This window comes from Paenibacillus sp. RS8 (assembly GCF_041956825.1).
Lineage (GTDB): Bacteria > Bacillota > Bacilli > Paenibacillales > Paenibacillaceae > Paenibacillus_AQ.
Genome location: NZ_CP168131.1, coordinates 5172049 through 5190719, shown reverse-complemented (window position 1 = coordinate 5190719; position 18671 = coordinate 5172049). Strand labels below are relative to the sequence as shown.

Genomic DNA, 18671 nt, shown 5'->3' with positions numbered 1-18671 from the left:
CATATCTATTCTAGTTCACTTCTAATTCACTGAATTGTTTACCGTTATACATGATCTTCAACTTATCCGTATTTGCAGTTAACGCTCGTAAGTCAGATTCCGCCAATCCGTATATAATGGAATCTTTCACTTCTTCCAGTTTTAGCTTGGTGATTTCCGGTTTTGTGATTAATGAGGCAATGACATCCTCGTCCATATATTTACCGATTACTGTCTCACCTATAGAAGCAGCAGCTAATGACTCCCAGAACTTAAGAGATTCGGTATCTTCTTTGGATATATCCAATCGATTTAGCACTTTCTCTTCCTTAGCCTGTCCCGCTATCGCTAACGCGGCCGTTAATTTATCAGCAACACGAACATATTCCGCACTTCTTGATGCATACTCAACTTGCAACTCGGCTTCGCTCATTTTCGTTTTTTTAACCTGGGTTTCTACCAAATCCGGCCAACGGGCGCCACTTAAATATTGCATATATTGATATAAATCAAACTGAGGCAACCCATAGTAAGTCTCTCCTGAATCATCCATCTTAGCTCGCTTAACATTTTCATCTTTCATGTCCGTTTTTAGCTCATCAAAGCTTTTGTAAGGGGCGATCCCCCGCTCGTCTGCAATAAATTGCTCCTGCTTGGTCTTTAGCAATGCAGTCATCGCAGATTTCTTGGCGTATTCAGATGGGGTTTCATGATTTTCGCCGTATTGACGTGTCCAGAAATTCTCATCTACTTGGGCTCCATAAGTTTTGAAGAAATAGTCTGTCGTTATAGCTCTTTGCTCTGTTACATAAAATTGAAATTCTTCCTCAGTTACGGCGTATCCATCTACTGTAAATATCCAACTTTCAGGCAGTTCCGCCTTTTTGTTTGTTAAGCCCAACACGAGGAATGTAAAAACAATCAGAGCGGTAAACAAGATTACCACTGTCGGTTTTCGTCTTTTAATCCCCATGACGCCCCCCTTTTCTAAAATTCAACCAAAGCCTATGGCAGTGACATTCGTCCCCGTTGTAGGAGAAGATTCCAAATTTAAATGGTTAGACATAATTGTAAGTTTAGCTAACCCCTAATGTAAGCGCTTATTTAGACTGAATTAGAACAAATTTGACTTGTGAAAAACAGTCCTAGTTTGCAATTACACAAGACGGCCTATAGCGAGCTGTCCGTTATAATCCCCAAAACACTAATGGCTTCGCCCTCTGAAAACAAAGGACGAAGCCATTAGATAAAAGTAATTATGGGTGATCTTAAATTCAATATAGCAATAACAGTTGTTTAAGAACCTTTATATGAAACATGAATTAGCATTATTGAAATATTAGAAGATATTGTGGGCTTTTTTAATATAAAGACTCCCCAAACGTTTAAAATGCCATCATTAATGGATATGTTACTGTTTAATTATCTCACTTGAACTGTAAGACGAATAATCATCTCATTGATTGCAACCTCATCAGGATGTTCAAACGCATCTTCATACATTTTGTCAATCATAGGTTTATAATTCGGATCAATCGTTTCTGTTAATTCCGACTTAATCATTCCTGGTGAAATAATGGTGGACCGAATATTATGCCGCTCAATATATAAACTATGTTAATTGCAACAGCAAATACTTCAATTTATCCAAGGCTTGCTTACCCAACCCCACCTGAAATATTCGGCAAAATAGTTATCTCGTTTACTCCTTATGCTTCTGCAAGTTTCTCAATTTGCTCCTTAACATTTTCCGCATCTCCAACTACAACACGTTTACGATTACGATGAATAATCTCTTTCTCAAATGAACTGAATGAATAGTTCTTCGCAGTTTGAATGGATGGATAACGATATGGAGTTTGTGCGGACTCAGCTTTTAAAAGCCATAAATCAAATGCTCTTGCGAGCTCTTCTGCCTCTTCATTTGTTTCTGGGATTACAGCAAATACACCAATCATTGCTTGAGATTCATTAAATAATTCGGATGGCTTAAAGTTTTCACGATAGTGTTTGATTGCGCTTATCCCATCTCCATAAGGATTAATAAAATGAGCAAATGTATATGCAGAACCATTATCAGCAGCTATTTCGGCACTTCCTCCTCCCGCACCCAAGACCTAGATTTCAGGAGTTGTTGGAATCACAGGGGTTGCAACCAAATCTTTGAACCGATGATCTTCTGGGAAATCATTAGTTAAGAGATTTTTTAAATCCACAACTTGTTGTTCATAGGAAAGTGGTATGGTTTTCTCTTCATTAAGTGCGTGTGTGACTAATCTATTTGCTCCAGGAGCTCTTCCTATACCTAAGTCAATACGATTAGGGTACAGTGCCTCTAGCATTCGGAAATTTTCAGGGACTTTATACGAGCTGTAATGAGGAAGCATTACTCCTCCAGAGCCGATTCGTATGCGATTTGGTGATGCTCTGAAACCCAAAATCTCTTATAACCAAGCTGATCCGCTCTTTTTGCCAACTCTGTTGTCTGAATCAAGGCTTCACGTGCATTGTTGTTTTCGTCCACTGGTGAGTAGTCTAATATGTTTATCCTTAGAGCTCCTTTTATATAAATATTCAGTATCCTCGAATTGAACGTTTAGTTGGCATATTTATTTTGAAAATACTCTAATCTAGATTAATTTTCTTTATTTCGAGATTTTAATCCAGGGTTCCGCCCATACACCGCCATGATCATTTTTTTCCGCGATGGGTATCCAACCTTCGATAGAAAATAGTTTCTCCCAAAGGGCATCTGGGATTTTTAATTGTTCTTGATCATTAAGTGACATATTATAAGCAATATCTGTTTCATTCCCATCCATCACCTTCTTCACCCAATGAGGTTCTACAATAAATTCTCGCCCCATGGCAACAAGGGGAATACCGCTATTTAGGATGTCTAGCACCTCTTCTGGACTATGAATAGAACCTACTGCCACTACGGGCAGACGATCACCGAGTAAAGTATTCAAACGCTCAGTGATTGGCGTTTTGTCCTCCTGATTCCGTAAAGACCCCCGTTTGGCGTTGCCCAGAGAAACTTGCAAATAATCGAGTGATGTATCGGCTAATTTTTCAGACAAAGCAAAGGTATCTTCCAATGTAATCCCAGGATTCTCAACCTCTTCTGGAGAGATACGGTAACCTACAATAAAGGGTTGTTTCGCATATTCTTTTACCGCATTCGTCACAGACTCTACGATGTTTAGTGGGAATGCCATCCGTTTATCCAAAGAACCTCTCCATTGATCTTCTCTTCGATTGGAGTGTGGAGAAAAGAATTGTTGAACGAGATAAGTATTTGCTCCATGGATTTCCACACCGTCAAAGCCAGCTTCAATCGCACGACGTGTTGCTTCACCAAAATCAACGATAATATCTGATATTTAATCGGCACTTAATTCACGTGGTACGATAGCATTGGCTCTTTCAGCAGCTACTGCGCTTGCTGAAACGGGTTGCAATCCACCAATAACCTCTTGTGGAGCCATCCGACCCGCATGAATAATTTGTAAGATGGCTTTCACACCTTCATTCTGAATGGTCTTGGCTAGTTTGGACATACTGGGGATAAATTTGACATCGTCCGCTCCATGACAACCAGGGAATCCTTTACCGTTAAAATTCACATAAGCACAAGCAGTAATAAATGCTCCAACCCCTTGTGATCTTTCACGGTAATATGCTAGCTCATCATTCGTAACCATCCCATTTTGAAAGGATGAATATGTCGTCATCGGAGCGATCATTAAGCGATTTTTAATCGTTGCACCTGACTTGAATGTAAATGGAGCAAATATTGGTTCGTACATAACCTTCATTAAGATTCCTCGCCGTGTTCTTGTCCTCTGTCAGAATAAAAACAACAGGTTGATCTTCATTAAGATCAACCTGTTGTTTTTATCTTATCCATTTTATTAAATCGATCGTGCATAAGCCATCGGTATCTCCGAAGTGACATTCACAATGAGTTGATGGAGTTGGCTAATATTTACACTCCAACTTCTCCGATCATTTGCTGTTCAATTTTTTTCATCTCATAAAAATAACCTTTTTGTCTCATCAACTCCGAATAGGAACCCGTTTCGACTACCCTGCCTTGGTCCATGACCACAATCCGGTCCATCTCCTCCAAGCCGGTAAGCCGATGACAAATCAAGAGAAGCGTATCATCAGCCGCCTGTGCGTAGAGATGCTTAAAAACATGTTGCTCAGTCACATAATCAAGCGATGAAGTTGGTTCGTCCAGAAGCCATAACCGTCCTTTGCGGAGCATCGCTCGCGCCAGAGCCAGTCGCTGCTTCTCGCCGTCTGACAAATTCTCCCCTTTTTCATATACCCTATCGGTCAAAGATGTATCAGGCAGCTGCATTTTAGCCAGCACGTCTAACAATTGTTCGTCAGCATGTTCTTCTCCATTTAGCAGTAGGTTGTCCCGGATCGTTCCCCGGAAGAAATGACTTTGCTGAAACACCACATTAGCCGTTTTCCAAATGCTCGCCTCATCCAGTTCTTTTACCGAAATATCGTTTAAACGTATGTCTCCAGTCGTTGGTGTTCGCAGTTTGAGCAGCAATTCGATAATTGTTGATTTTCCTGACCCACTCGGCCCGACAATTGCAGTTTTGGAGCCAGGTAAAATGTGCAGAGACATATCGCTAAGTGCCGGTCTCCATTCCCCTTCATATTGAAACGTAACCCCGGATAATTCTATCCTAACAGCATCATTAACAGATAAAATGCCGCTTGGCTGCGAAGACTGCTCATCTATGGCCTGTACCGTTTCGGTCAGTCGTTTGGCTGCATGTTCGCTATCCTCTTTATAGGCGGGTAATATGGCCATAGCCGTCGCTTCTTCAAATACGGTTTGTGATGCCATGACCAACATGGCAAGAAATACGCCTGCAAGCGCTCCTTCCATAATCAAATAGGCACCGAGCGTCAGCACTCCCCAGGAAACGAGAAACGTAACAAAAGTGTGCATCGATTGCCCGCGCAGTAATTGCCCGGCTGCTCGTTGCTGTTCAGTTGCCAATACAGCGGAAGCATGCTGAAGCTGCTCCTCCCGCTGTGCCAATTGCCCGTATACTTTCAAATCTCGGAAACCGTACAACACTTCGGTAACTTCCGTGGACAGCTGCGCCCTCTGCTCACGAACGCGTCCATGTACTCTCCGCTGCCCGAGTAACACAATTCCTGGTACAACGAATGCCGTTATCAGCATACCTAGTACAAACAAAACGGCAATCCAGATCGAAAAGGTAGAAGTAAACAGCACCGTAGCCAAAAATACCATGACGACCATGATCGGAGGATAAGCAACTCGCAAAAAATAGTTTTGCAAACTTTCCACATCCCCAACGATCCGCGCAAGCAGATCCCCGCTTCGATTCTTGTTCAAAATACCAGGCGTTAAAGGAATAAGTTTGGCAAAAAAGGAAGTACGTAAACGGCTAAGCATGGAAAATGTCGCCCGGTGAGAGTACAAGCGTTCTCCATAACGGCTCGCCGCCCGGAGCAGACCAAGCAGTTTGACCATCGAGGTTAGTACAATCAAAGTATAAAGCGGTGGCGCAAATACCGTTTGTGAAATTAGATACCCGCTCGCGGAAAAGAGTGCCACACCGGCTATGCCGGCGATAAATCCACACAAAATGGAAAGAATGATATCTTTGCGCTCCTGAATCATCGCTTTTGACAGAACTGCCAGCTCATTCATGAGGATCCCCCCCTTTCCGCTGTACATCAACCATCTCGGCATACTGAGGCAGGCGCTCCATAAGCTCGTCATGCCGTCCAGAGTCCACTAACACTCCATTATCCATATATAAAATCTTGTCGGCTTGTTGAATCGTATATAATCGGTGAGCCACCGTAATCATCGTAGCCGTTTTTGCCAATTTGGCTATGGAGCGTTGCAGTACCCGTTCGGTGTGCAAATCCAGTCCAACTGTAGGTTCATCAAACAGAATGATGGCAGGTCGCTTCAAAAAAGCGCGTGCCAAAGCAAGCCGTTGCTTCTCCCCACCAGACAGACCTCTGCCTCCTTCACCAACAAAGGTATCAAATCCATGCTCCAATTGGGCTGTAAGCGTAGCGAGTCCTGCTTCCTCCCCCGCCCGCTCAATTTCTGCCTTGGAAATGCTCTCACGAGCACCAATCGCAATATTTTCAGAAAATGTACCAGCAAAAATATACGGATGCTGTGTAATGTAGCTAACATGTTCGAACCAAGCAGACTCATCGTATTGCGAGAGTGGGCTTCCATTCACCAGGACCGTTCCCGTTGCAGGTTTCAGCAAACCGGCAATGAGATGAAGCAAAGTCGTTTTGCCGGAACCGCTTTTACCTACAATCGCAATGTGTTCTCCCGGATTAAACTGGATCTGACCCGTCTTAAGCTCGAATGAATCTGGTGCATACTGAAACCTGAGATGGTCAATTTCCATGGATGGCGGAACTAAAAGATCATTGGTATGGGCAAGCTCCAATTTGCTTATCTTGTCGACCCTACCCATGTTGACGTTCTCGTCGATTCCCTGGAAGGTTAATGTTCCTTCATTGCCTTTCGCGTCCATGCTCTCCCCTGCCGTTTCTTCAAGCATCTGTTCCACCTTACGTACTGCCCCCATACTTGTTCGGCCACTGTGAAAGGCCGTTCCCGTATTCTTTAACAGGTTGTAAAACTCGGGAACGAGCAGCAAAACGAAAAAAGCGGTGTGGAACGTCATAGTTTTGAAAACAAGCAACTGGATAGCCAATTCGAGAGCTACAATGCCGATGCTTAGCATCACGATCGATTCCAGCATGAAGGTGTTCGTAAACGCAATCTTCAAAATACCCATCGTGGCATCACGGTAACTCAGACTACTGTGTTCAATTTTCTGTTGCTGACTGTGTGCCCGTCCAAATATTTTTAACGTCACCAGCCCTTGAAGAGAATCCAGAAACGTCCCCGAAAACTCAGCAAGTTGTGCATATTTTTCTTCAGATTTGTTCTTCGTTTTGAGCCCTACCAAAATCATGAACAGCGGGATGAATGGAGCTGTAAACAATAGAATGAAACCTGTGTTAGCATGTTGGATAAAAGTAACGACCAAAATTAGAATCGGGATGATAGCAGCTTCCATCATCCGCGGCATGTACTGACTGAAATAACTATCAGCCTCATCCACAGCATCCAGAGCAATACTGACCTTCCCTCCGGTCTGTCCACGAAGGGTTGACGGCATGGAAGCGTGGGTCAAGTTTTTCAGCACAGCCGCTCGCATATTCGTCTTGGCAGTGGCAGCCATGTGCAAACCAACTTTACCGTTTGCGTACGACAACAGTGTGCGTACAGCCATAACAGTCAGAAGTATGCCAAGCAACAGGATAACCGATGAAAATGAAGCTCTCTCCACAAAAATCCTTTGGACTGCTTCAGCAAGCAGCCCTGCCTGACTCACAATAGCTGTACCAAGCGCAAGCGAAATGACCGCGAGGAGGGTCATATTTTTCCTTTGTGAAGACATTTGCTGAGAAATCAGACTGGATTTCCTCTTCACAGATCACACCTCCTTTATATATAGGCTTGTAGAGAAACCTCAAACATGCCGTAATGGATTAATCAGCTTTATTTTTTCCCTTTTACATAATCCGCATCAAACAGGAAGAGTTTGAAGACCAGGATAAGGGATGGGATCAACAGGCATAGACCGCCGATAAATACAACAACTAACGCCAAGCCCATTGCTGGTGAAGTTGCACTGCTCTGAATCGTGATATACGGATCAAGAATATAAGGGTATTGCCCAATCCCATACGCGAAAAAAGCACAGAAAAATTGCAACATGATGCATATGAAAGCTAATCCGTATCGGCGTCCGTTATATAACAGCCACATCGCGATCATGAAGAAAGCAACGGAAAGTGCCAGCAACCACCATAAATCCATCATATTTTGAAAATGCCGTTCATTGTGTTGGCCCAAATAGATAAATGCTGTCAGTGCGAGAATTATCGTCGGTGTGCTCCAAAACAGGGCGTAGTTCCGCATCAGCTTCAACGCGGAATGATCCTCTGCACGAGATGCGTAAAAAGTCAGAAATGAGCCGCTTATGAACAAAACGGACACGATTGCCAGTCCAACTATGCTCCACGATAACGGATTGGTAAACAGCGCCCAGTAATCCAGAGAAACTGACTCAGCCTGCTTCACAATAAAGCCGCCTTCAGACAAAGTTAGCGCCACTGACAACGAAGCCGGAATAAGCAGGCCTGTAGCTCCGTATAAAAAAAGATAGACTATGTTTTTCTTGGAACCATAATTTTCAAAAGCATAGAACGAACCGCGAATCGCAAGAAGAATCACTGCAATACTTCCCGGAACTAGCAGCGCGGAGCCATAATAATAGGCCGTGTCCGGAAAAAATCCGACGATGCCAATGTAGAAAAAGATAAAAAATACATTTGTGATCTCCCAAACGGGTGATAAATAACGGGAAATCAGACGATTAATGAGATGATCCTGCTTAGTCAAACGAGCATAAAAGGCGAAGAATCCTGCACCGAAATCAATGGAAGCAATAATTAAATAGCCGTACAAGAACAGCCAGAGCACCGAGATGCCAATTATTTCGTAACTCATCATTCAGTGCCCCCCTTTTCCGTAGATTGATTAGGATGTTCCTTCATCCATTTCTCCATCTCAACTTCTGCTGGATTATTGTTGAACAAGCGTCTTAGCACGATTACACACATACTGCCGAGTACGATGTACAAGAGCAATAAGGCGAAGAATATAATTCTTACATTCGGTGAAGTCGTGGCAGCCTCCTCTACACGCATATATCCACGGATAATCCACGGCTGTCGCCCAACCTCTGCATAAAACCAGCCTAGCTCTACAGCTAGAAAAGCGAGCGGTGCGATCAGTGCGATGATGCTAAGCATCCACTTGTTAAGCGCATTGCGCTTTTTCCAGAACACAAACAGGAAATATAGGACTGCTATCGCGAGCAGAGCAAATCCGATTCCGGCCATTAAATCAAACAGATAATGAACGAGAAGCGGTGGCCATTCATCCTTGGGGAATTCCTCCAGCCCCGTTACCTCTGCATTAAAGTCTCCAAAGGCCAGAAAGCTGAGCACCTTCGGCAAATGAAGAGCCCCCAGAACTTCATGCTCTGCATTCAGCCATCCCATTAAAACCAAATCCACACCGCTACCCGTCTCAAAATGCCACTCTGCCGCTGCAAGCTTCTCCGGCTGATGCTCGGCCAAAAATTTGGCGGACACATCTCCAGCTAACGTGTTCAGCAAGCCGAACAGTAAAACAACCGCCATCATGAGATTCAAGGATTTTTTGTGGTATGCGGATACCCCTTTTCTCAGCATCGCAAAGGCTGCAATCCCGGCTAACAAGGCAGCTCCTGTCAAATAGGCCGAGCTTAATACATGGAACACCTTGGAGAACGTCGCCGTATTCAGCATCGCTTGCACTGGGTCAATCGCTGTGAATTGGCCTGCTTCCATGACAAAGCCTCCAGGCTGGTTCATGAATCCGTTCACCGTCGTAATAAAGACGGCAGACATGCCTGCCCCCGCGACAATAGGAATCGTCAGCAGCCAATGGATATACGGATTTTTGAACCGATCCCACGTATACAAATAAATGCCCAAGAAGATGGCTTCAAAAAAGAACGCAAACACTTCCATGAATAACGGAAGAGCGATAACATTCCCAGCCAGTTTCATAAAATTCGGCCACACCAGTGCCAGTTGTAGTGAAATCGCTGTACCGGTCACGACACCAACCGCTACAGAAATGACAAATCCGCGAGACCACCTCTTCGCCATAAGTGTATAATGGGGATCTTTCTTTCGGATCCCGATGAACTCTGCTATAGCGATCATTAGCGGTATACCGACGCCAATCGTCGCAAAAATAACGTGGAACCCGAGAGTCAAGCCTGTCACCAGCCTGCTCCATAGCACCGTATCAATTGCCATTCTTTACTGCTCCCTTCAAACTCTGTTCATTTTTCGTGATAAGTTGATGCTTATGATTAGGCCGGCTTACTCTTGGGCTGCATTCAATATCAGGTTTAGCCGGGCTCAGTGACATCGTTGCCTGTTCGTTTTAGTATGACGTTCATTGTTCTTTGCTATGTAAAAAGAGAAAAATTTCACAAAGCAAGAGTTGGCGAGCCTGATTTACCTGATACTGAGCAGTCAAATTAATAACGTGACCTAATGATTAAAATCATCTTATCTTAAAATGCAAGTAATTCAATCACAGAAAGCTCTTAATCCTTAAACGTTCAAGAAAGGGACAAATCTTTCTAACAACTCAGTGAATAACACAAAAATCACCCGAAGGAGCTATTGATTCATTAGTGTATATGTGATGTCACAAGTCTCCTCCTAATTCGATGTTAAAGAAAAATGATATTTTCTCATCCTAATCCGTAATATATACCCCCTTTTTCAATATAAAAAACACTGACTCAAATCATCAGTGTTTTTGAATTAAATATCGTATTCCTTACCAATGGCATCGCTATATCATCTTCGTTATGACAAGTCTTTCTCCATTTCGTATTGCTCAATATATATGTCGAGACCAACTCCTTGAAGGAAACGTATAGAATTTCTATCTCTTTTGTCTACATTATTGACGGTAATGGTTGGGTATCTCTTTCCGATCCAATGAAATAAGGAACGTCCAAATCCTCGGTTTCTTTTTTCTCGCAAAACACCGAACTGCAGAACTGCTCCGTTGGCCGATTTTATAACCGCGTATCCACAAATCTTATTCTCTTCCCTTATCGTGACCACATCGTATAAATGCGGGTTTCGTAAAATTGCATGAACAGATTGTTCCCAAGATGGTTCCAAATTCCAGTAAGAATGTACCGATGTCCAATCGAAATCTTCCACGCGAACCGAAGCAATGGAAGTAAAACTAAGATCGTCCGGAAGGGTTACATCAATACGCCCCTTGAAACAAACCAATTCTCTATGAATTTGAAATCCTATGGCGGTATACGCTTTTATAGCTTTATCATTGGTTTGGATCACTTCAAGTAAGCATTTTTGAATATGATGTTTTTTAAAAATGGGAATAGCATGACGATAAATTTGTTCGACTAGCCTTTTCCCTCTATATAAAGGAATGACTCCTGTACCGGTATTAAATGCAGTTCTTTTGCCGTTATGGTCACCGATGCCATGCATAACAAATGCAACCTGCTTATCTTGATCAAAAGCACCGAACGACAACTGATAATTCACTCCCGCACCTGCAAATTTATCAGCTAATTGCTCCGAAGAAACTTGAAATGGAATGACATAATCGGAGAAGGCTTCGTTAAAGCAAGTTGTAAACTCTTCTAATACAAGGTCCTCAACATTTTTGATCAACATGTAGTTTTCGCTCCTTTACTTTTAGTTTTATGACTTATGATGCAGTCAACTTCTTTCATTTAGTTCGGCCATAGAAAAAAGAATACCCGTCTGACTTCCCTAGCTTAGTCGTCTCCGTTGCGTCCACTAGCTTGACCGCTTTCAGTAACGATACAATTTGCGTATGCATTAGCTTTGCATCAAACTTATCCATCTCTCTGTTTTCACTATTCACTAGTAGATAATCGGGCATTGGAATGAAGCCAATTACAGGTATACCTGCTTCAAATAAAGGCTGACTCTCTCCAAACTCAAACTTGTTATGTCCACGCAATAACACAGTACGTGTGCCATCGGTCTTTTCAATAGCCTTCAGCCAAATGGCTGCCATCATTTCATTGCCCGCATAAGTATATTCTGTACTTATTTGTCCAGTAGAGCTATAGTGACCCGTATTATCGTCCTTCCACTCCATGCTGCCTAAATGTTCAACCGTAATTCCAGCTACAGCTGTTAAATGGTCTTTCTTGCCATCCCATAGCTCTCGATGTCCCTCCATCCAGGTGGAAGTCGCCTGAGAAGACCCTTTGAAATCCGGCAATCTAAAATGCCCTGTCACAAAAGCGAAAATCATCGTACGTTCCGGCTGCTCCTGCTGCAAGTAACGAATCATGGACAGCATGCCCACAGCACCATTCTCCTCCACTACATTTATCCCATCCGTATGCGTATTTACGATTATCGCTTCGTCTTTATTTTTACCGTTAATTTTCACATAAAAGGATTCTGTTGGAGCATTTTTTTGTATTTCTGCTTCTAAAATAACCGTACCTTCTTTATGCTCCTGAGCTGCGCTGATCACCTTCTGCCCATCCGTTTCATTAACCCAGATCGCAGGGATTCCAGCATAATCGGTGGTAAAAGGCACATATTGCTTTTCAACCTTATCGTCGGATACCCCTTTCCAGACTAGAACAACTGCTTTTACCCCCATTTCCTTCGCTTGCTCCAATTTAGCTTCTTTTAAAGCTGTAGTGAGAACTAGATCGCCTTCATTTGGGGCAATTTGGCTTTCCATTGGGGATGAATCCCGCATGTTCATTACGATCCCACTTGGAAAATTTCTAAAATCCTCAATTTCAACGACAGCAATTTTCCCGCTGGCCTGGTCATATTCACCACGCTTCGTATACACCAGTTCCCCTGTTACGCCCTTTTCGTCAGTCTCCCCGGAATAGGGGAAAGCTGAAGAAACATGAATTTCCTGCTGATCAATCATTAAAGAACTGCTCTTTTCTTCCCATCGGTCAAAAGTATAACGATCACGATAAACATTCAACCCCATATCCGTTACCTGTTGCTCCAGCCATGCAATGAATTGATTGTGACCCTCAGAGCCGGTTGTACGGCTTCCAAAAGAATTCATTACCTCAATATCCTTCAGCATCACTGCTGCAGAATCCAATGTATGTTCATCGATCGTCACTGCCGCATTCGTTGCTAATGCCACAGGCTTTGAAATAGGTTTTGCATAGATTCCAATACCCCAAAGTACAGTGACGATAAGAGCTGTGATGCTAAATAACACTTTTCGAACCACTAGAAACGCAGTGACTCTTCTACTCTCCTTTTGCCAAAACAGTCCTCTCCATATGCCCGCTACGATCAGCAGCAGGATAGAAAGCGCAAGCAGCCAAAATTCTCCTGTCAGTAAAAACAACCCTTCCGCCGCCACCACACTAATGAATACCACATGTAACTTCTCACGCTTTTTTAAAAGCAAAAAAGAGATGCCTAATTCTGCTAATAAAAAGATAATGGTAACTATCGAGATTACCGTCTCTTTGCCAATAAATACCGTGGCACAAAGTGCTAAGCTCAAAAGCAGCACCGCTGACAATCGTCTATATAAGTTTTCTAACATGACGCCCTCCCATTTCATCTAACTACTATTTTGACATTACATTTGTAATGCCTTATGGTTTTAGCATATTGAAAAGACTCATGAAAAACAATGAAACGAACACCAGAATGTACAAACGGAGGGGAAATGTCATCTCAAATCATGAATTATACAGTCCAAATACCTCTCAGCATCAGTCCAATAAAGAAACCAACCGTTTGACAAGAGAGGCCATCTGTACGGCATTAGTCTATTTGATCCAGGAACAGCCGTTTAACAAAATCACCATCACCGATATTGTGAAGCGCGCAGGAGTCTCTCGAACGGCCTATTACAATAACTATTCCTCCAAGCAAGAGATCCTGGTGGATTTGGTCGATTCGCTTATTTTTGAAATTAATCAAAAACTCTTGCCTTACACCAATGAATTAACAGGCAAAGCCAAAGAACCTCAAAAATTTATTAAAGTGCTTTTTGAAGTTATTTTTCAACAGCGTAGCATCTACAAAGCTCTTCAAAGCGCGAAGTTTGATCATGTGATTCTGGATTGCTTGAATGAAATGATGCTCTCTACTGCTCAGGACAAAAGCGAAGAGAATGTATATCGTATATACTTTAAAGCGGGAGCCCTCTATAATGTTCTCCTCAAATGGATACAATCCGACTTTACAAAATCCATTGATGAGATGACCAAGATTTGTCTCTATGTATACCAAACTCCAATGTCCCAGGAATAAGGTTTAAATATCGTATTTTTTAATGTCAAAATAAAGAAACCACGGAACCAAGTTCGGCTCCGCAGTTTAGTTTTCAACCATTCTATTGGATCTGCTTCATGTATTCTTTGAATGCTTCGGCGATTTCTTTGTATTTTGTATGATGCAGGTAATGTGAACCTTCCATCGGGATCATTTTTCCCTGTGCGGATTGTTTGACTTGCTCCTCATGAAGCGGAATCCACTGTTTATTGTGCTCATTATTCGATTGAACAAAGAGAAGCAACGGCAAGTCATTTGGAATTGTGAGTTTTTCTCCATTTTTGAAATTAGAACCGAGGTGGCTCAATTCATTCATTAACGTTGGATTGCCCGCAACTTGATTCGAAATCAAACGCATCTGTTCTTTGGTATGCTCATCGAATGCAAGCGATTCATACGGATCTCCACTCACTTTTTGGACCAATCTCATAAGACCTGATTTTTTGAGGAACTGCATCGATTTTATAGGCAATTTGACATCCATACCAGGTTGATTGGGAACGCTGCTATCGATGCCGACAAAAGCAACAACTTCATCCCGATAGGTGTTCACATAGGATGCTCCGTAAAGTCCAGTTATAGAATGTCCCATTAGAATGTATCTGTTAATACCCAGTTGCTGCAGAGCTTCGTGAACCTCACTTACAATATTTTCTGTCGTTCTTTCTTTCTTGGTTTCATCGCTCAAACCATAACCGAAAGGCTCGACCACCACGACTTTATAATTGGGGGAAATTTCATCGATCAATAATTTGAAATCAAGCGCAGGCGTCGGGGTTCCTTGTCCCGGAAGGAGCACAACGGTTTGCTCTCCGCTGCCTTGAATGAGCACATTCATCTTTTTCCCGTCCACATTGACATACTGGCCATACGATTCGATTTTCTTTTTCTCGACCCCGTTGCTGATAATATTAACGATAAAAACGATGCCCATGAACAGCACGAGCGCCCCTACAATACCTCCGATTATTTTTAACCATAGGTTTCGTTTCTTGTGGCTCTTAGTCCCCGTTGTTTTTATTTCCACCATATTCCACCATATTTGCCACGTTCATCTCTTCCCTTCCTTGTCCCTGTATCTTATCTGAAGTGCCGCCTTGACGACATGTTCAAAGTGTAATCAACCAAGATGTACTCTTCGTGACGAGAATATGAACGGAATATGAACAAGCCAAAAAGAAAGCAATCTCTAAATGCATTGAAATCAAAACTAAAACAACCTAAGGCATGCACCCTAGGTTGTTTTAATCGTATGATTCTACATTTGTTGTTAATTATGCAGCCCTTGAAATACTTCGTACAAAACTTAAGCGCTCATCTCATTAACGGCTGACGGTTACCTTGATGGTATCGCTTAAGGTCTCTCCCGCTGCATTGACCAGCTCTGCCCGGTATTCATACATGCCGAAAGCGCGGCCAGTGACATCAGTTGTAGCGCTCTGCGCCGCTGGCGTGTTGGCGTTTAGCGCTTGCGTGTCGATTAGCTGCCCGTTCTCGTAAAGGCGGTACTCGGTGGCGTTAGTGCCCCACCACAGATTCATCGATACTTTATAAGAACCGTCTCCGTCCCAGTTGTCATGGGCCAGAACCGGCTTGCCCGGAGCGGCATCGCGTATCGTCACCGTGAGCGGCTGGCTCTTAGTTGTGCCATATTTATTAGTCAATTCTGCTGTGTAAACATAGTTGCCGTTCGGCTTGCCGTGAAGTACTGTGCTTGTCGTCTGGGCGGACGGTGATACATCCTTCAGCGACTTGGAATCGATCAGCGTGCCATTCTCATAAAGCTTGTAGCTGGTAGCGTTATTGCCCCACCAGAGGTTCATGGTGACGGTAAAGTTGCCTTCACTGAGTACATTACCGTAGCCGCTGTTCGAGGACAACACCGGCTGACCAGGCTTGTCAGTTGCGAGTGCAGCTCCGCCAGTAATTTGGAACTTGTAGCTCTTTTCGGTAGTGTTGCCTGCGGCATCGATCACGACATAGCTTACAGTATGAGGCCCGGCACCCAGCTCCGCAGCGTTCAGCATCTGTCCGTCGGCTATGGGCTGTCCATCCAGTAGGAGCTGTTTGGAGGTTACGCCAGACAGATTATCTTCGGCAGTCAATACAAACTTAAGCTGGGCTTCCTCATCCACATCGCCGACCGCATGACCAGACTCCGTCAGCTCCACTGTCGGTGAAACCGTGTCGATATTAAGGGTCAGTGACTTGGTTTCTTCCGCCTTCCCCTTGTCCGAAACCGCATGGTAAGTCAGCGTATACTGTCCGTCTTTGCTTACGGCCAACGGAGTGCTGTATATGGCTTGAGCGGCACCATTCAACGAGTAATAAACCTTTGCTGTATCGGAGTCGGCCTTCAGGGTCACTTCGGCGGGCTGGTTCAACCAGCCGGCAGCGTTCGGATTCACCGACAACGTCGCTGTCGTTACCGGAGCGGCCTCTGCTTCCACCACGCTGAAGTCCACGAGACTTCTAGGTTTGAGCTGGTATACGCCTTTGAAGATCGCGGCTACACCCGTAATATTGAGTTTCTGTCCTTCCGCATAAGGGAAACTGTCCTTCGTGATCCCCGTCCGGACATCTACTCGGATGTGATTGCTTGTCCCATCATTGGCGACGGCATCAAATTCAAAGGAACCGCTTGGAGTTGCGGTGATAATATTCGTCACTTTCACGTCGTTAAGCTTTAGCAGCTGACCTTGATTGGTATCGTTCACCGCTGGTACGGCAACGGGCTTAGGCAGCTCGACTGTGCCGGTCTTCTCGATCTGTACAACTTCGGTCAACTCTAGCTCCGAATTGTACAGCGCCGTGGACGCTGTTACCTTGACCGTATCACCGGCATGGTAGCCACTTTGGCTCTGGTAGACATAAAGACCGCCGGTCTCATCCTGCATATAAAAGGTCTGACCGCCGAAAATACCCGGCTCAGTCGTTACGATTCCCTCAACTGTCACCAACGACCCTACTATCTTGGTTCGGGCTTCGCCGATGGAGACAGTCGCCGGAATCGGATCTTCTTCGTCCGGAAGCGGTTCTGCTGGGACGTTACCGAGCGTTACCGAATCGGTCTTCAGGTTCGTTCCGTTCTGGCGCAAGCGCAGGTTAGATGCAGCCGTGGTACCCGGTTTGATCTGCACGGTCAGATCTTTGTAGGCATGACCATTCAGGTCTGATGTCAGGCTAAAGTTGGCGCTGTAACCATAGCTGCTCGGCCAAGTGCCGTCGCTGTTCTGGATCTTGGCGATCTGGGCTCCGCTGCTCACCTGGTAGATGCCTAATTGGAAGCCTGATACGCTGGTATTGGCAGGCAGATTATCTGCGCTGACACGAATCTGGAAATCCTGCGCGTTAGGCAGCACAGTCTGGTGTGTGAAATTGTACAACGCACTTGCTGTAGCCGCTGCTCCGCCGTAAGAACCTGCCTTGAAGGTACTGCGGTCATACCATTTATAACCGGCATTCGGCGCGGCCCATGGCTCTGGCTGCGGTTCGGTGGAGAGTGCCGGCTCTTCGAACGGATGCAACTGTGTAGGCTGATCCAGCGTTAAGCCACTTACCTGGGTGAAATCTGTATAGCTCGCCTGTTCGGCGAGCCAGTTAACGGTGTTCACCAAGAGCTCAGCATCATCAGCCTCCTTGAAGCCGTCGTAAGTCGTTTTCTTGGCACCGGTATCCTCGCGCAAATATTTTGGCGTGGCATCCTCGACCGGGGAGGAGTCGCCGATAAAGGCGGCTTTGCCGGCTCCTTTTTTCGCCACGGCTACGTATGGACCTTCCGCTACGCCGCCGCCATTGTAGACGCCTTGGTCCACTGCGTTGCCCCAAGTATTGTTGGTTTTAGGCAGATAGACGATGCCCTTCGCCCGGGTTGGGTCGAGGATTGCCAGCGTAGAGCCGGCATGCATGGCTACACTTGATACTCCTGCTGTAATACCGAAGGCTTGCTCGGGAGCCACTATGTTGTTTGCGTTAATGTCACCGAGCGCATTGAAGCGGAACCGGACGCCGAACTCATCCGCGAGCCAATCGGAGCTGACCACGCCTTGCATGGCTGCAGAGCCAGCCTCATCGGTGCTCATGCCTTTAGCCGGGTTATCCCAAGCTCCACGGCGGTACCCGTTGAATGCCTCGCTGCCGTCCCAACGGTTCTTATTGCGGTCCGCATTGTAATGATCGCCGATGAAGAAGATGCTTCCGCCGTTTTCCACGTATTCCGCCATGGCTGCCTGTTCGCTGGATTTATATGGAATGTTAGATTCGGCTACAACGAAGACATCATAGCTGGAAAGATCGCCTAGCGTAATGGGAGTGGTCTTACGAAGTTCCTTGACATAATAGCCTTCTTGCGCAAGTGCATTGCCAAAGTCGGAAAAGGCACCGTTGATAACCCAGTCGGCCGCCCCGGCCGTCTGCGCGTGAGTATTGTCGAACAGAATTTTCTGGCCTGAATGCTCGTTGACCACTTTGGCTTCAATAAATGGTGCGGGGTCGCTTGGCCCCTCAGCGTATATCGCCGAGTCGGCTCCGAATGCGAACAATTGCAGAGGTACGGCAACAGATGCAACCAGCATGCTATTTAGCAGCTTCTTTTTCCAACCTGAATGCTTCTCCTTCATATCCTTCCTCCTTAAGAAATAGAT

General features: G+C 44.7%; 14 protein-coding genes and 1 pseudogene. 1 reads left to right on the top strand and 14 read right to left on the bottom strand.

Annotated features, from left to right (window positions below; translation table 11 throughout):
- Window positions 1-10 precede the first annotated feature (10 nt).
- The 12 genes and pseudogenes from ACDZ28_RS24535 to ACDZ28_RS24480 all read right to left on the bottom strand — a co-directional run bounded on the left by ACDZ28_RS24535 (window position 11) and on the right by ACDZ28_RS24480 (window position 13291).
- A complete protein-coding gene (locus ACDZ28_RS24535; RefSeq protein WP_375103007.1) occupies window positions 11-952 on the bottom strand; it encodes a hypothetical protein in 942 nt (313 codons plus the stop codon).
- A gap of 449 nt (window positions 953-1401) precedes the next feature.
- Window positions 1402-1542: a hypothetical protein gene (locus ACDZ28_RS24530; protein ID WP_375103006.1), complete on the bottom strand. Its 141-nt coding sequence runs from the start codon at window positions 1540-1542 to the stop codon at window positions 1402-1404.
- A 146-nt stretch (window positions 1543-1688) separates the two neighbouring features.
- Window positions 1689-2093, bottom strand: a complete 405-nt coding sequence (locus ACDZ28_RS24525; RefSeq protein ID WP_375103005.1) for a hypothetical protein — start codon at window positions 2091-2093, stop codon at window positions 1689-1691.
- 3 nt (window positions 2094-2096) lie between these two features.
- Entirely contained in the window at window positions 2097-2321 is a 225-nt protein-coding gene (locus tag ACDZ28_RS24520; RefSeq protein ID WP_375103004.1) for a hypothetical protein, read from the bottom strand.
- Window positions 2322-2365: 44 nt separating this feature from the next.
- On the bottom strand, window positions 2366-2503 hold the full coding sequence (locus ACDZ28_RS24515; protein WP_375103003.1) for a hypothetical protein: 138 nt from the start codon (window positions 2501-2503) through the stop codon (window positions 2366-2368).
- Between the two features lie 121 nt (window positions 2504-2624).
- Window positions 2625-3800 (bottom strand): annotated as a pseudogene (locus ACDZ28_RS24510) (NADH-dependent flavin oxidoreductase).
- A gap of 170 nt (window positions 3801-3970) precedes the next feature.
- A complete protein-coding gene (gene cydC / locus ACDZ28_RS24505; RefSeq protein ID WP_375103002.1) occupies window positions 3971-5698 on the bottom strand; it encodes a thiol reductant ABC exporter subunit CydC in 1728 nt (575 codons plus the stop codon).
- On the bottom strand, window positions 5691-7526 hold the full coding sequence (gene cydD, locus ACDZ28_RS24500) for a thiol reductant ABC exporter subunit CydD (RefSeq protein WP_375103001.1): 1836 nt from the start codon (window positions 7524-7526) through the stop codon (window positions 5691-5693). The genes cydC and cydD overlap by 8 nt, the downstream gene beginning before the upstream one ends.
- 68 nt (window positions 7527-7594) lie before the next feature.
- Complete coding sequence (locus ACDZ28_RS24495) at window positions 7595-8611, bottom strand: cytochrome d ubiquinol oxidase subunit II (RefSeq protein ID WP_339286590.1); 1017 nt, start codon at window positions 8609-8611, stop codon at window positions 7595-7597.
- Window positions 8608-9972 carry a cytochrome ubiquinol oxidase subunit I gene (locus ACDZ28_RS24490; protein WP_339286589.1) on the bottom strand — a complete coding sequence of 455 codons (1365 nt, stop codon included), beginning with the start codon at window positions 9970-9972 and terminating at the stop codon, window positions 8608-8610. Before ACDZ28_RS24490 ends, ACDZ28_RS24495 begins: the two co-directional genes overlap by 4 nt.
- Before the next feature lie 564 nt (window positions 9973-10536).
- On the bottom strand, window positions 10537-11388 hold the full coding sequence (locus tag ACDZ28_RS24485; RefSeq protein WP_375103000.1) for a GNAT family N-acetyltransferase: 852 nt from the start codon (window positions 11386-11388) through the stop codon (window positions 10537-10539).
- Between the two features lie 55 nt (window positions 11389-11443).
- Window positions 11444-13291, bottom strand: coding sequence for a hypothetical protein (locus ACDZ28_RS24480; protein WP_375102999.1), 1848 nt, complete (start codon window positions 13289-13291; stop codon window positions 11444-11446).
- An 80-nt stretch (window positions 13292-13371) separates the two neighbouring features.
- Here ACDZ28_RS24480 and ACDZ28_RS24475 point away from each other — a divergent pair, with 80 nt between their 5' ends.
- Window positions 13372-14007 carry a TetR/AcrR family transcriptional regulator gene (locus ACDZ28_RS24475; RefSeq protein WP_375102998.1) on the top strand — a complete coding sequence of 212 codons (636 nt, stop codon included), beginning with the start codon at window positions 13372-13374 and terminating at the stop codon, window positions 14005-14007.
- 82 nt (window positions 14008-14089) lie between these two features.
- Here ACDZ28_RS24475 and ACDZ28_RS24470 read toward each other — a convergent pair whose 3' ends face one another.
- Window positions 14090-15058 (bottom strand): alpha/beta fold hydrolase, encoded by a 969-nt coding sequence (locus tag ACDZ28_RS24470; RefSeq protein ID WP_375102997.1) that lies wholly within the window; start codon window positions 15056-15058, stop codon window positions 14090-14092.
- A 292-nt stretch (window positions 15059-15350) separates the two neighbouring features.
- On the bottom strand, window positions 15351-18647 hold the full coding sequence (locus ACDZ28_RS24465) for a chitinase N-terminal domain-containing protein (protein ID WP_375102996.1): 3297 nt from the start codon (window positions 18645-18647) through the stop codon (window positions 15351-15353).
- Window positions 18648-18671 lie beyond the last annotated feature (24 nt).